A 13,580-nucleotide genomic window follows, 5' to 3' on the forward strand; every position below is an offset into this window, starting at 1 on the left:
TAATCGCGCACCAACCACACGAGGAGGACTTCATGGCCGTCAAATTCCAGAAACCGACTGCGGCATTCGTCGCCGCATCCTGGGCCGCGCTACTCATCGGCGCCATCGTCTACCTGATCGGGCTGTGGAACGCCTCCATGCAGCTCAACGAGAAGGGCTACTACTTCACCATCCTGATGTACGGCCTGTTCGCCGCCGTCTCGCTGCAGAAGACCGTGCGCGACCGCCTCGAAGGCACCGCCGTCACCGGCATTTACTACGGCCTGTGCTGGATCTCGCTGCTGCTGTCGGTGGCGCTGCTGGCCGTCGGCCTCTTCAACGCCACGCTGGCCGCGAGCGAAAAGGGCTTCTACGCCATGGCCTTCCTGTTGAGCCTGTTCGGCGCTGTGGCCGTGCAGAAGAACGTGCGCGACATCGCCGCGCACAAGAGCGAGATGCCGTCGCTCGACGACTCGCCCGAAGCCAACTGAGCGAGCGAGCCGGCGCTACTCGTTGTCGTTGTAGCCGCTGGCCCCCATCAGCGCCGACAGGCGCGCGGAGATGTTGCCGACGATGCCGCGCACCTGCACCACGTCCGGCGCCGACTTCTGGTCAATCCGCTCGATGTAGGGCACGTTGATCGACGCGATCACGTGGTCGGCTGCGCCCATCACCGGGAACGCGATGTTGGTGATGCCGCGCGTCTGCTTGCTCGGCATGGCCGAGTAGCCGCGCTCGCGCACCTCCTGCAGGATGGCGAAGAGCTCGCCCGGGTCCATGTCGAGCTCGCCCTCCACGCCGATGTGGGCGCGCAGCATGCGGGCGCGGTCGATCTCGTCGCGGAAGGCCAGCAGCACGTGGCCTGACGACGTATCCGTCAGCCCCATCACCACCCCCACCTTGAGCCCGAACGACCAGCGCTCGGGGCTCTCGACCTGCGCGATGACCACCACGCGCCCGCCCTGGTACATGGTGAGGTGGCACGACTGGCGCGCCCGGTTGGCCAGCTCGCGCAGCAGCGGCAGCGCCGCACTCACCAGGCTTTTCAGCGGTTGCTGGCGGTGCGCCAGTTCGAACATGCGCAGCGTGAGCGTGTAGCGGTCGTTCTCGTCGACCTGCACATAGCCGCGCCGCTGCAGCGTCACCGCCATGCGGAAGATCTCGCTGACCTTTCGCCCGACCTTCTGCGCCAGTTCGTTCAGCGTGTAGCCGGTGGCGCTGTCGGCCAGCGCCTCCAGGATGTCCAGCCCCTTCTCGAGCGCCGGCGCGGCATAGCGCAGCGCGCCCTCCCCTTCGGGCGCGGCCTCTTCCTGGCTCTGTAGTTCTTCCGGCGCTGGTGCTTGCTTCATTGTTCCCTGCTCAGTTCGACCATCCACCGTCGATCATATGGATCGCGCCGGTGGTGAAGGCCGATTCGTCGGAAGCCAGGTACACCACCAGCGCAGCAATTTCTTCCGGCTTGCCGACGCGCCCGAGCGGCTGGCGCGCCACGAAGGCGGCGCGCACCGCGGCTTCGTCGGCGCCGGCCTGCTCGGCCTGGGCCGCGATGCGGTCGCGCAGCGAGGGCGATTCGACCGTGCCCGGGCAGATGGCATTGCAGCGCACGCCCTGCTGGATGAAGTCGGCGGCCACCGCCTTGGTCAGCCCGATGACCGCGGCCTTCGAGGCGCCATAGACGAAGCGGTTCGGCACGCCCTTCACGCTCGACGCGGCCGAGGCCATGTTGATGATCGAGCCGCCGCGCTCCAGCATCGCCGGCAGGAAGGTGCGGATGGTGCGATACATCGACTTCACATTGAGGTCCATGCTGAAGTCCCAGTCGGCTTCCTCGCACGCCAGGATGTTGCCGCTGTGCACGAAGCCGGCGCAGTTGAAGAGCACGTCGAGCCGCCCCGCGGTCTGCGCGAAGGCCTGTAGCGCGGCGCTGTCGCGCACGTTGAGCGTGGCGGTCTTCAGACCCGACAGGCCTTCTTCGCGGGCCAGCGCTGCGAGTTCGGCCAGCGCGGCTTCGTCCACGTCGGTGGCCCATACGGCGGCGCCTTCGCGCGCCAGCGCCAGTGCGCTGGCGCGGCCGATGCCCTTGCCGGCAGCGGTGACGAGGATGTTCTTTCCCTGAACGCGAGAAGTCATTGGCGATGTCCTTTGAGTGAGTGCCGACGCATATGTGAAATATAAATTTTACTGATGAAATCAAATATACGCGACCCGCGAGCCCTTGCATCCCCTCAAAAACCCGGGATCGGGCTCTCGATCATTGGTGAATACCCTTGAATTGGCGCAAACCCCAGCTTCCATTCGAAGGCCTGCTGCTAACCTCATCTGTGAAAAGTAGTTTTACCTAAGAAAACGAGATTCACCCATGGCCCAAGCACCCTCCTCGCTGCTCACCCGACTGCAAGCCTGCTACACGGGCATCCTCCACGACGTGATGCGCGCCGCGGGCCTGCGCGACTTCACGCTGCCGCCCACGCTGCGCCCGCTGATCGCCGGCCAGAAGATGTGCGGGCCGGCCTTCACGGTGAACGGCCGCGTCGACCCCACGGCCGATCCGCACGAGACGCTGATGGCGTGGACCGGCTTTCTCTCGCGTGCCAAGCCCGGCCACATCGCCGTGATCCAGCCGAACAACTCGACGGTGTCGCACATGGGCGAGCTCTCGGCCGAGACGCTGGGCCGCAAGGGCGTGCTGGGCGTGATCGCCGATGGCGGCGTGCGCGACGCCGAATTCATCCTGCAACAGGGCTTCCAGGTATGGCACCGCTACTTCACGCCGCGCGACATCGTCGGCTACTGGTTGCCAGACGCGATGGACGTGCCGGTGCGCATCGGCGATGTCACGGTGAACCCCGGCGACCTGCTGCTGGCCGACACCGATGGCGTGATCTGCCTGCCGCTCGCGCAGGCCGAAGCCATCGTTACCGAGGCCGAACACATGATGGGCCGCGAGAACCTCGTGCGCACCGCCATCCTCGCGGGCACCGACCCGCAAGAGGCCTACCTGAAGTACCGCAAGTTCTGAGCGCCGGATGTCGAACCCGCAATCCATCGACGCCCGGCTGGTACTGCTCTCGCCCGGCGACAACTGCCTGATCGCCTGCACCCGCCTTGCCGCCGGCACGTCCGTGCAGCTCGAAGACGGCGCAGTGACCCTGCCGAAAGAAATCGGCCTGGGCCACAAGCTCGCGCGCCATGCCATCGCGGCCGGCGAGAAGGTGCTGAAGTACGGCGCCGTCATCGGCAGCCTGCACCTGGCCGTAGAGGCCGGCGAGCACATCCACACGCACAACCTCGACAGCGACTACACGCCCACCTACACGCTGGACGAGGGCAAGACCTTCGTCGGCCACGCCTGAGACGCCCTCCCCGCATGAACGCTCCCAATTTCCAGATCAACGGATTCCCGCGCGCCGACGGCCGCAAGGGCATCCGCAACGTCGTGGTCGTGGCCTACCTGGTCGAATGCGCGCATCACGTGGCGCGCGAGATCACGCTCAACTTCCGCCAGCAGGACGGTGAATCGGAAGTGCATCTCGTCGGCTTCCCCGGCTGCTACCCGAACGAGTACGCCGAACGCATGATGCAAGCCATTGCCACGCACCCCAACGTGGGCGCGGCGCTGCTGATCTCGCTGGGCTGCGAGAGCATGAACAAGCGCAGGCTCGAAGAGGCCGTTGCCGCATCGGGCCGGCCGGTGCACACGCTCACCATCCAGCAGAAGGGCGGCACGCGCACCACCATCCGCGAGGGCACGCAGTGGGTGCAGTGGGCGCTGGCCGAACTCGCGCAGCAGCAGCGCGTGCCCATGGACCTGAGCGAGCTCATCGTGGGCACCATCTGCGGCGGCTCCGACGGCACCAGCGGCATCACCGCCAACCCGGCCGTGGGCCGCGCCTTCGACCTGCTGATCGAACAGGACGCGCGCTGCATCTTCGAGGAAACCGGCGAGCTGATCGGCTGCGAATTCCACATGCAGCGCCGCGCCGCCACGCCGGAGCTCGGCGAGGCCATCGTCGAATGCGTGAACAAGGCCGCGCGCTACTACAGCACCATGGGCCACGGCAGCTTCGCGCCGGGCAATGCCGACGGCGGCCTCTCGACCATCGAGGAAAAATCGCTGGGCGCATATGCGAAGAGCGGCGCCTCGCCCATCAACGGCATCGTGAAGCCGGGCGACGTGCCGCCGCAGGGCGGCCTCTACCTGCTCGACGTGGTGCCCGACGGCGAGCCGCGCTTCGGCTTTCCGAACATCAGCGACAACGCAGAGATCGTCGAACTCATCGCCTGCGGCGCGCACCTCATCCTGTTCACCACGGGCCGCGGCTCTGTGGTGGGCTCTGCCGTGTCGCCCGTCATCAAGGTCTGCGCCAACCCCGACACCTACCGCCAGCTCGGCGAGGACATGGACGTCGATGCCGGCCGCATCCTCGAAGGGCGCGGCACGCTGCAGGAGGTGGGCCAGGAGATCTTCGACGCGGTGCGCAGCGTTGCCGACGGCGCGGCCACCAAGTCCGAGGCGCTGGGGCATCGCGAATTCATCCTGACCTACAAGGCCTTCGAACCGCTCGGCCCTTCGTGCCTGCCGCTCGCCAGCATTGCTCGCGCCGCGTGAGCGGCACCCTCCCCTGCTTTCTTCCATTGGACTTCCGGAGCCCAACGCATTGAACTACCAGTTCGACTTCATGCCCGTGCTCGATCAGTGGCCGCTGCTGCTCGAAGGCGCGTGGACCACCGTGCAGCTGTCCTTCATCGCGACGGTGCTGGGCTTTGCGCTGGGCACAGTCTGCGCACTGGGGCGCAACAGCCGCCACGGCTGGGTGCGACGCCTGACGGGCGGCTACGTGGAGGCCATCCGCAACACGCCGCTGCTGATCCAGAGCTACTTCCTCATCTTCGGCCTCTCCAGCGCCGGCGTGACGATGCCGATCATGGTGGGCGCGGTGCTGGCGCTGGTGGTGAACATCGGCGCGTACAGCTGCGAGATCATCCGCGCGGGCATCGAGTCGATCCACAAGGGCCAGCTCGAGGCGGCGCAATGCCTGGGCCTGTCGAAGCTGCAGGTGTTCTGGCACGTGATCCTGCGGCCCGCGGTGGAGCGCGTGTACCCGGCGCTCGCCAGCCAGTTCGTGCTGCTGATGCTGGCCTCCAGCATCATGTCGTCGATCGGCGCGGAAGAGCTCTTCGGCGTGGCCAACCGCATCCAGTCGGACACCTTCCGCAACTTCGAGATCTTCATCGTGCTGTGGGTGGTGTACCTGGCGCTGTCGTACGCCATGCGCCTGGGCTTCTGGCTGCTGGGCATGCTGATCTTCCCGCGCCGGCGCAAGCTGGGCACGCCGCTGTGAAGCGGGCAAAAGAGGTTTCGACATGACCTTCATGCCAATCGATCACTTCGGCTTTTTGTTGATGGGCGCGTGGGGCACGGTACAGCTCTCGGCGCTTGCGTTTGTGGGCGGCGGGCTCATCGGGCTGGCGGTGGCGCTGGCGCGCGTGTCGCCGGTGAAGGCGGTGCGGCGCATTGCGGCGGGCTACATCCAGGTCATCCAGGGCACGCCGCTGCTGGTGCTCATGGGTGTGTGCTTCTTCGGCCCCAACATCGCGGGCATCGGCTCGGTGCCGGCGATCGTCGCGGCAGCGCTGGCCATCACCATCTATGCGAGCGCCTTCCTGGGCGAGATCTGGCGCGGCTGCATCCAGTCCGTGCCGCGCAGCCAGTGGGAAGCCGCCGAGTGCCTGGCGCTCACCCGCTGGGAGCGCATGCGCCGCGTGATCCTGCCGCAGGCGCTGCGCATCGCGACGCCGCCCACAGTGGGCTTCCTGGTGCAGATCATCAAGAACACGTCGATCGCGTCGCTGGTGGTCGGCTATGCCGAGCTTTCCTACAACGCCAAGGTGCTGAACAACTCGACGTTCCAGCCCTTCCTGTATTTCGGGTGCGCGGTGGTCCTGTATTTCATTCTTTGTTATCCGCTGTCGCGATGGAGTCGCGCCCTTGAAAGGAAGCTCAATGCAGCCCGTGGTTGAACTCAACGACGTCCACAAGCACTTCGGCAAGCTGCATGTGCTGAAGGGCGTGTCGTTCTCGGTGACGCGCGGGCAGGTGGTCGCCATCATCGGCCAGAGCGGCTCGGGCAAGAGCACCGCGCTGCGTTGCATCGACCGGCTGGAGACCATCGACAGCGGCACCATCCAGTGCTGCGGCCACGCGGTGCACGACCCGGCACTGAACCTGCGCGACCTGCGCAAGGACGTGGGCATCGTGTTCCAGAGCTACAACCTGTTCCCGCACCTCACGGTGAAGCAGAACATCACGCTTGCGCCGCAATCGGTGAAGAAGATGAGCGCATCGGAAGCCGGCGCCATCGCCATGGAAGTGCTCGAACGCGTGGGCCTGGCCGAGAAGGCCGACGCCTACCCCGAACAGCTCTCGGGCGGCCAGCAGCAGCGCGTGGCCATCGCGCGCTCGCTCGCGATGAAGCCGCAGCTGATGCTGTTCGACGAAGTGACCTCCGCGCTCGACCCGCAGCTCACCGGCGAAGTGCTCAAGGTGATGGAAAAGCTCGCTGCCGAGGGCATGACCATGATCCTCGTCACGCACGAGATGGCGTTCGCGCGCGGCGTGGCCGACAAGGTCATCTACATGCACCAGGGGCTGGTGTGGGAGGAAGGCGACGCCGGCATCCTCAGCGACCCGCAGACGCCCGAGCTGCGCCAGTTCATCGGCACCGGGCTTTGATTTTCTTTTCAGACAACTCCAGGAGACCTTCGATGACTTCTTCCCTCTCGTTCAAGCGCCGCGGCGCGCTGCTGTCCGCGTTCGTGCTGGCCCTCGGCTTTGCAGGTGCGGCGCATGCCGACCAGCTCGACACAATCACCGCCGCCAAGAAGATCCGCGTGGCCATCGACCTCGCAGTGCCGCCCTATGGCCTGAAGGACGAGAAGCTCAACGCCACCGGCTCCGACGTCGAGACCGCGCGCCTGCTGGCCAGGAGCCTGGGCCTCGAGCTGGAGATCGTGCCCACCACCGGCGCCAACCGCATTCCCTTCCTGCAGACCGACAAGGCCGACATCGTGATCTCCAGCATGTCGGTCACGCCGGAGCGCGAGAAGGTCGTCGACTTCTCTGTGCCCTATGCCGCCATCCTGGCCGTGGTGGGCGCGCCCAAGAGCATGACCATCACCGGCCCGGCCGACCTGGCGGGCAAGAAAGTGATTGCCACGCGCGGCACCACCAACGACCAGGAAGTGACGAAGATCCTGCCGGCCGGCGCGCAGATCGTGCGCTTCGACGACGACGCCACCTCCATCACCGCCGTGGTGAGCGGACAGGCCGACATCTTCGCGACCGCGCCGCCGCTCTTGAAGACCATCAACGAGAAGAACCCTGCCAAGCAGATGGAGCCGAAGTTCACGATGAAGGTCAACATGCTGGCCATCGGCATGCGCAAGAACGAGCCGCGCCTGAAGGCCAAGCTCGACGAGTTCGTGAAGGCACAGCTCAAGAGCGGCGAGCTCAACACCATCTACAAGAAATTCCACGGCGCCGACCTGCCCGCGGACGTGATGCGCAACGGAGCCTGAGCACGATGGCGAAGATCGACCAGGTAGAAATCGCGCAGATCGACATCGCGCCCAAGGTCAAGCGCACCGACGCCATCCAGTCCTTCGTGACGCAGGAGACCGTGATGGTCACCGTGCGCTGCGACGACGGCTCGGCGGGCACGGGCTACACGTACACCATCGGCACGGGCGGCTCGTCCATCGTGGCGCTGCTGAACGACCACCTGGTGCCGCGCCTGATCGGGCGCGACCCGCAGCAGTACGAAGCCATCTGGCGCGACCTGTTCTTCCACACGCACGCGACCGCCGTGGGCGCCATCACCAGCCTGGCGCTGGCGGCCATCGACACCGCGCTGTGGGACCGCAACGCGCGCGCGGCGGGCCTGCCGCTGTGGCGGCTGGCCGGTGGTGCGCAGGCGCGCGTGCCGGTCTACACGACCGAGGGCGGCTGGCTGCACATCGAGCCCGCACAACTCGTCGAGCAGACACTCGCTGCGAAGGCCGACGGCTTTCTCGGCGCGAAGATCAAGGTCGGCAAGCCGCATGTGGCGCAGGACATCGCGCGCCTTTCGGCTGTGCGCGAGGCCGTGGGGGCGGACTTCGAGCTGATGGTCGATGCCAACCAGAGCTTCACCGCGGCAGAGGCCATTCGCCGCGCGCGCCAGTACGCGCCGCTCGACCTGGCATGGTTCGAGGAGCCGATGCCGGCCGAGCACGTGCGCGGGCACGCGCAGCTGCTGGCGAGCACCAGCGTGCCGATCGCGGTGGGCGAATCGATGTACCACCCCTCGCAGTTCGCGGAATACATCCAGCAGGGCGCCTGCTCCATCGTGCAGGCCGACGTGGCGCGCGTGGGCGGCATCACGCCGTGGCTGAAGATTGCGCACCTCGCGGAGGCGCACAACATCGCGATGTGCCCGCACTTCCTGATGGAGCTGCACGTGAGCCTGTGCGCGGCGGTGCCGAATGCGCGCTGGGTGGAATACATCCCGCAGCTCGACGACCTCACGACGAGCCGGCTGCGCATCGAAGGCGGCCATGCGGTGGCGCCGGAGACGCCGGGGCTGGGCATCGAGTGGAATGCCGACCAGCTGAAGGCGCGGCGCAAGTTCGCGCCGATCGTGGTGCGCGGCTGAGTCGGTCAGTCAGTCAGTCTGCTTCGAGCAGGTTGCGCAGCGCCTGCAGGTCGCGGGCGATCCACTGCGCATCGCGCTCGAAGGCCGAATCGTCCATGTGCGGCTGGCGCAGCAGCGTGAACTGCAGCTCGCAGGCGTCCGGCGCAACGCCGATCACGCGAAACGGCAGGTAGACCTCGGGCACGCCTTCGGGCGCGACCCAGTGGTCGAGCACGCCGAGATCGTTGCGCGGCGCGAAGCGCATGCGGGCCTCGCCGCTCTCGGGTGTGCGCACGATCCAGTGGTCGCCATGCGGCACCAGCGCGCTCTTGGCGAGGCCGCTGGCCCAGTCGGGCAAGCGCTTCGGATCTGCCGCCAGCACATAGGCGCGGCGCCATTCGCACTGCACGCGCTGAGTGATGACGCGGGACTGCGCGGCGTGGTCTTCATTCGTCGGTTTCATCGAAATCGCTCCTGAGTACCTTGGACACGACGGCGCCCGAAAAACCGCGCGCCATCAGGAATCGCATCTGCTTGGCCCGCTCCTTCGCGTCAGCGGGCGGCGCGTCGAAGCGGTGGCGCCACAGGGCCGTGGCGCGTTCGACTTCTGTTTCCTGCAGCCCAGCTATCGCTTCGGCGATGGCCTCGGGCGCGATGCCCTTGGCCTGCAGCTCCTGCTTTACCCGCAGCGCGCCCGAGCGGGCAGCGCGCTGGTTGAGTACAGAGGCCACCACGCGCGGCTCGCTGATGAAGTCTTTCGCTGCCAGCTCGTCGAGCGCCTTTGCCAGCGTGCCGGGCTCTTCTTCATGCTTTGCCAGCTTGCGCTCCAGCTCCGCGCGCGAATGTTCGCGCTGGCTCAGCAGGCGCAGTGCGCGGCCTTTGAGGGACGGGGCGTTGAATGCCATTCGGGGGTCGCTCGCGCGGCCCCCGGGGAGCCGCGCTCTGGCTTATTCGCCCTTGTCGGCCTTCTCGGCCTTGGCAGCCTTCTGCGGCTTCTCGGGCGTAGCGCCGGCATCGGCGGCCAGCAGCGGGATGCCCAGCGACTCGCGCACCTTGTTCTCGATCTCGCGCGACAGCTCGGGGTTCTCGCGCAGGAACTCGCGGGCGTTGTCGCGGCCCTGGCCGATCTTCTCGCCGTTGTAGGCGTACCAGGCGCCCGACTTGTCGACGATCTTGGCGGTCACGCCCATGTCGATGATCTCGCCTTCGCGGCTGATGCCTTCGCCGAACAGGATGTCGAACTCCGCCGTCTTGAACGGGGGCGAGACCTTGTTCTTCACCACCTTCACCTTGGTTTCGTTGCCGATGGCCTCGTCGCCCTTCTTGATGGTGCCGATGCGGCGGATGTCCAGGCGCACCGAGGCGTAGAACTTCAGCGCGTTGCCGCCGGTAGTGGTTTCGGGCGAGCCGAACATCACGCCGATCTTCATGCGGATCTGGTTGATGAAGATGACCATGCAGTTGGTCTTCTTGATCGTGGCCGTGAGCTTGCGCAGCGCCTGGCTCATCAGGCGGGCCTGCAGGCCGGGCAGCGAGTCGCCCATTTCGCCTTCGATTTCAGCCTTGGGCGTGAGCGCGGCGACCGAGTCGATGACGATCAGGTCGACGGCGCCGGAGCGCACCAGCGAGTCGACGATTTCAAGGGCCTGCTCGCCGGTGTCGGGCTGGCTGATCAGCAGGTCGGACAGGTTCACGCCGAGCTTCTGGGCGTATTGCACGTCGAGGGCGTGCTCGGCGTCGACGAAGGCGCAGGTGCCGGCCTGCTTCTGCATGGCGGCAATGACTTGCAGCGTGAGCGTGGTCTTGCCCGACGATTCCGGGCCGTAGATTTCGATCACGCGGCCGCGCGGCAGGCCGCCGACGCCCAGCGCGATGTCCAGGCCCAGCGAGCCGGTGGAAACCACCTGGATGTCTTCGAGCGCCTCGCCTTCGCCGAGCCGCATGATCGTGCCCTTGCCGAACTGCTTTTCGATCTGGGCCAGCGCGGCTTGCAGCGCCTTGGCTTTTTCACTGTTGGCGACCGAGATGCTTGCGCCCTTGACGACTGCGTCCATGTGGAAACTCCTTGAAAATCAACGGTTTGTGTTGGGTTTCATCCGATCTGCTTTTAACTACAGGCTGGATGCTTGAACAGTAGTGTAGGGGCTGATGGGTTGGCGTAAACCCATTTTTTGGTCAGTTTGCTTTACCATTTGCCGCCATGGCAGAAGCCGCTTTCCCGACCGACCCCGATGCCTGGCGCCAGACCCACCTGGGCCGCCTGCTCGGCCACGCCATGCGTCGCTTCGACGAGCGCGTGCTGGAGTTGATGGCGCACGACGTCGACGTGCCGCTGGCGCTGTCGAACCTCGCGGCGCGCGCGCAGGTGAGCGCGGCGCACATCCACATCACGCGGCACCTGGCGCGCGAGGGCTCGCGCCTCACGGAACTGGCCGAGCGCGCGGGCATGACCAAGCAGGCAATGGGGGCGCTGGTCGACCAGTGCGAAGCCTGGGGGCTGGTCACGCGCGGGCCCGATCCGCTCGATGCGCGGGCGCGGCGCGTGCTCTTCACCGCCGACGGGCTGGCCTGGCTCGACGCCTTCCGCAGCGCGGTGACGCAGGCCGAGAGCGAGTTCCGAAGCAGCGTCGGCGACGAGATCGCCACCGTGGTAACCATCGGACTGGAAGCCTACACAGCGGGCTAGACTCGCCCCAGAGACAAATGTGAACGGCGCCGGTTTGGCGCTCGAACAGGCCGGAGGTGACGCATGCGGATTCTGATTGCCGAAGACGACCAGGTGCTGGCCGATGCCCTGCTGCGCAGCCTGCGCACCTCGGGCGCGGCGGTCGACCACGTGGCGAACGGCTCGCAGGCCGACACCGCGCTCATGACACACGACGAGTTCGACCTGCTGATCCTCGACCTTGGGCTGCCCAGCCTGCACGGCATCGAGATCCTCAAGCGCCTGCGCGCGCGCGGCTCGCAGCTGCCGGTGCTGGTGCTCACCGCGGCCGACAGCGTCGAGGAACGCGTCAAGGGCCTGGACCACGGCGCCGACGACTACATGGCCAAGCCCTTCAGCCTGCAGGAGCTCGAAGCGCGCGTGCGCGCTCTCACGCGGCGCGGCATGGGCACCACCAGCAACGCGATCCGCCACGGCCCGCTGGTGTACGACCAGGCCGGCCGCGTCGCCACCATCGACGGCAAGATGATCGAGCTGTCGGCGCGCGAACTAGGGCTGCTCGAAGTGCTGCTGCAACGCGCCGGCCGGCTGGTGAGCAAGGACCAGCTGGTCGACCGCCTGTGCGAATGGGGCGAGGAGGTGAGCCTCAACGCCATCGAGGTCTACATCCACCGCTTGCGCAAGAAGATCGAGAAGGGGCCGGTGCGCATCGCGACGGTGCGCGGGCTGGGCTACTGCCTCGAAAAGATCCAGTGACGACGACGCGGCAGCCGCCACGCGCGAGCGGCGGCACGCCGGAGGACTCGGCGCGATGAAGCTCTTTCAGCGCGCGCAGCGCTCGCTTTTCGGCGAGATCCTCGACTGGATGCTCACGCCGCTGCTGCTGCTGGTGCCGGTGAGCATCGGCGTCACATGGCTGGTGGCGCAGGGCATTGCCAACGCGCCCTTCGACCGCGCGCTCGAACACAACGTGAAGGCTCTGGCCGAGCTGGTGACGGTGAAGGAAGGGCATACGCAGTTCGTGCTGTCGCAATCGGCGCGCGAGATCTTGCGGGCCGACGACGCCGGCCATGTGTACTACCAGCTGCTCGACGGCCACGACACGCTGCTGAGCGGCGAGCGCGACATTCCGATGCCCGGCCTCGACGAGCCGCTGCCGGCCGGCCAGGTGTTCCTGCACAACAGCGCCCTGCATGGCAAGGAAGTGCGCGTGGCCTCGATGTGGATCGCCAGCGGCACCGACGACGTGCCGCCCACGCTGCTGCAGCTGGCCGAGACGCGCGAGAAGCAGTCGGTGCTCGCGGCCGAGATCATCAAGGGCGTGCTGCTGCCGCAGTTCGCCATCCTGCCGCTGGCAGTGCTGCTGATCTGGCTGGCGCTGGTGCGCGGCATCAAGCCGCTGTCGGTGGTGGAGGCGCGTATCCGCGAGCGGCGCCCGGGCGACCTGAGCCCGCTCGACGAATCGTCGGTGCCGCTGGAAGTGGTGCCGCTGGTGTCGTCGGTGAATGAACTGCTCGACAAGCTCAACGATTCGATAGGCACGCAGAAGCGCTTTCTGGCCGACGCGGCGCACCAGCTGAAGACGCCGCTCGCGGGCCTGCGCATGCAGGCCGACCTGGCGCAGCGCGAAGGCGCCAATGCCGACGAGCTCAAGCAATCGCTCAAGCAGATCGGCCGCGCGAGCAAGCGCGCCACGCACACGGTGAACCAGCTGCTGTCGCTGGCGCGCGCCGAAGGCAACAGCGCCAATGCGCACCACCAGCCCTGCGATCTGGCGAAGCTCACCATCGAGGTGGTGCGCGAGGCGGTGCCGCGCGCGATCGAGAAGCGCATCGACCTCGGCTACGACGGCGCGGAAGCCGGCGCACCGGGCGTGATGTTCGACGGCAACGCGACGCTGCTGAAAGAGCTGGTGCGCAACCTGGTCGACAACGCGATCAACTACACGCCCTCGACGCCGGAGCGCCCCGGCCTGATCACCGTGCGCGTGCTGGCCGACCCCTTCGGCCACGTGCTGCTGCTGCAGGTGGAGGACAACGGCCCCGGCATCGCCGAGGTCGACCGCGAGCTGGTGTTCGAGCCCTTCTACCGCGTGCTCGGCAACGAGGCCGACGGTTCGGGGCTGGGGCTGCCGATCGTGCTGGAGATTGCGAACCAGCACCGCGCGCAGGTGAAGCTGGAAGATGCGCATCCAGGCAAGCTGCCGCCGGGAGCGCTGTTCACAGTGCGCTTCGAGGGTGAAGCGGCACCTTGATTGATCAGGG

Annotated in this window: 17 protein-coding genes; 12 read left to right on the top strand and 5 right to left on the bottom strand. The window is 66.9% G+C overall.

What is annotated here, in order from left to right:
* The first annotated feature begins 32 nt into the window (after positions 1-32).
* Positions 33-470, top strand: coding sequence for an inner membrane protein YiaA (gene yiaA, locus BMW87_RS11125; RefSeq protein WP_093076293.1), 438 nt, complete (start codon positions 33-35; stop codon positions 468-470).
* Positions 471-485: 15 nt separating this feature from the next.
* Here yiaA and BMW87_RS11130 read toward each other — a convergent pair whose 3' ends face one another.
* The gene (locus BMW87_RS11130; protein ID WP_093055225.1) at positions 486-1,328 is read right to left on the bottom strand and encodes an IclR family transcriptional regulator; all 843 of its coding nucleotides are present in this window, start codon (positions 1,326-1,328) and stop codon (positions 486-488) included.
* A 10-nt stretch (positions 1,329-1,338) separates the two neighbouring features.
* The gene (locus BMW87_RS11135) at positions 1,339-2,109 is read right to left on the bottom strand and encodes an SDR family oxidoreductase (protein WP_093055224.1); all 771 of its coding nucleotides are present in this window, start codon (positions 2,107-2,109) and stop codon (positions 1,339-1,341) included.
* Positions 2,110-2,338: 229 nt separating this feature from the next.
* Between BMW87_RS11135 and BMW87_RS11140 the strand changes: the two genes are divergently transcribed.
* Genes BMW87_RS11140 through BMW87_RS11175 form a run of 8 tightly spaced genes read left to right on the top strand, consistent with a single transcriptional unit; the run spans position 2,339 to position 8,672 of the window.
* Entirely contained in the window at positions 2,339-2,998 is a 660-nt protein-coding gene (locus tag BMW87_RS11140) for an RraA family protein (RefSeq protein ID WP_093076294.1), read from the top strand.
* A 7-nt stretch (positions 2,999-3,005) separates the two neighbouring features.
* Entirely contained in the window at positions 3,006-3,332 is a 327-nt protein-coding gene (locus tag BMW87_RS11145; RefSeq protein WP_093076296.1) for a UxaA family hydrolase, read from the top strand.
* Positions 3,333-3,346: 14 nt separating this feature from the next.
* Entirely contained in the window at positions 3,347-4,588 is a 1,242-nt protein-coding gene (locus BMW87_RS11150; RefSeq protein ID WP_093076297.1) for a UxaA family hydrolase, read from the top strand.
* A gap of 49 nt (positions 4,589-4,637) precedes the next feature.
* Complete coding sequence (locus BMW87_RS11155; RefSeq protein WP_093076299.1) at positions 4,638-5,321, top strand: amino acid ABC transporter permease; 684 nt, start codon at positions 4,638-4,640, stop codon at positions 5,319-5,321.
* Positions 5,322-5,343: 22 nt separating this feature from the next.
* Positions 5,344-6,000: an amino acid ABC transporter permease gene (locus BMW87_RS11160; RefSeq protein ID WP_371127368.1), complete on the top strand. Its 657-nt coding sequence runs from the start codon at positions 5,344-5,346 to the stop codon at positions 5,998-6,000.
* The gene (locus BMW87_RS11165; RefSeq protein ID WP_093076300.1) at positions 5,984-6,712 is read left to right on the top strand and encodes an amino acid ABC transporter ATP-binding protein; all 729 of its coding nucleotides are present in this window, start codon (positions 5,984-5,986) and stop codon (positions 6,710-6,712) included. The genes BMW87_RS11160 and BMW87_RS11165 overlap by 17 nt, the downstream gene beginning before the upstream one ends.
* 32 nt (positions 6,713-6,744) lie before the next feature.
* Positions 6,745-7,557 (top strand): transporter substrate-binding domain-containing protein, encoded by an 813-nt coding sequence (locus BMW87_RS11170; protein WP_093076302.1) that lies wholly within the window; start codon positions 6,745-6,747, stop codon positions 7,555-7,557.
* Positions 7,558-7,562: 5 nt separating this feature from the next.
* Positions 7,563-8,672, top strand: coding sequence for a mandelate racemase/muconate lactonizing enzyme family protein (locus BMW87_RS11175; protein WP_093076303.1), 1,110 nt, complete (start codon positions 7,563-7,565; stop codon positions 8,670-8,672).
* A 13-nt stretch (positions 8,673-8,685) separates the two neighbouring features.
* On the opposite strand, the gene BMW87_RS11180 is transcribed toward BMW87_RS11175, so the two are convergent.
* From BMW87_RS11180 to recA, 3 genes are read right to left on the bottom strand one after another with little or no spacing between them, the layout of a single operon-like run.
* Entirely contained in the window at positions 8,686-9,114 is a 429-nt protein-coding gene (locus BMW87_RS11180; RefSeq protein ID WP_093076305.1) for a polyketide cyclase, read from the bottom strand.
* Positions 9,098-9,556, bottom strand: coding sequence for a recombination regulator RecX (gene recX / locus BMW87_RS11185; RefSeq protein WP_093055206.1), 459 nt, complete (start codon positions 9,554-9,556; stop codon positions 9,098-9,100). Before recX ends, BMW87_RS11180 begins: the two co-directional genes overlap by 17 nt.
* A 42-nt stretch (positions 9,557-9,598) precedes the next feature.
* Positions 9,599-10,705 (bottom strand): recombinase RecA, encoded by a 1,107-nt coding sequence (gene recA, locus BMW87_RS11190; protein WP_093055204.1) that lies wholly within the window; start codon positions 10,703-10,705, stop codon positions 9,599-9,601.
* Between the two features lie 146 nt (positions 10,706-10,851).
* Between recA and BMW87_RS11195 the strand changes: the two genes are divergently transcribed.
* The 3 genes from BMW87_RS11195 (at position 10,852) to BMW87_RS11205 (ending at position 13,570) form a co-directional block, all read left to right on the top strand.
* Positions 10,852-11,337, top strand: coding sequence for a MarR family winged helix-turn-helix transcriptional regulator (locus tag BMW87_RS11195; protein WP_093055202.1), 486 nt, complete (start codon positions 10,852-10,854; stop codon positions 11,335-11,337).
* A 63-nt stretch (positions 11,338-11,400) separates the two neighbouring features.
* Positions 11,401-12,072, top strand: coding sequence for a response regulator transcription factor (locus BMW87_RS11200; RefSeq protein WP_093055200.1), 672 nt, complete (start codon positions 11,401-11,403; stop codon positions 12,070-12,072).
* A gap of 55 nt (positions 12,073-12,127) precedes the next feature.
* Complete coding sequence (locus tag BMW87_RS11205; protein WP_093076307.1) at positions 12,128-13,570, top strand: sensor histidine kinase; 1,443 nt, start codon at positions 12,128-12,130, stop codon at positions 13,568-13,570.
* The last annotated feature ends 10 nt before the right edge of the window (positions 13,571-13,580 follow it).

The organism is Variovorax sp. OV084 (genome assembly GCF_900111625.1).
Classification (GTDB): domain Bacteria; phylum Pseudomonadota; class Gammaproteobacteria; order Burkholderiales; family Burkholderiaceae_C; genus Variovorax.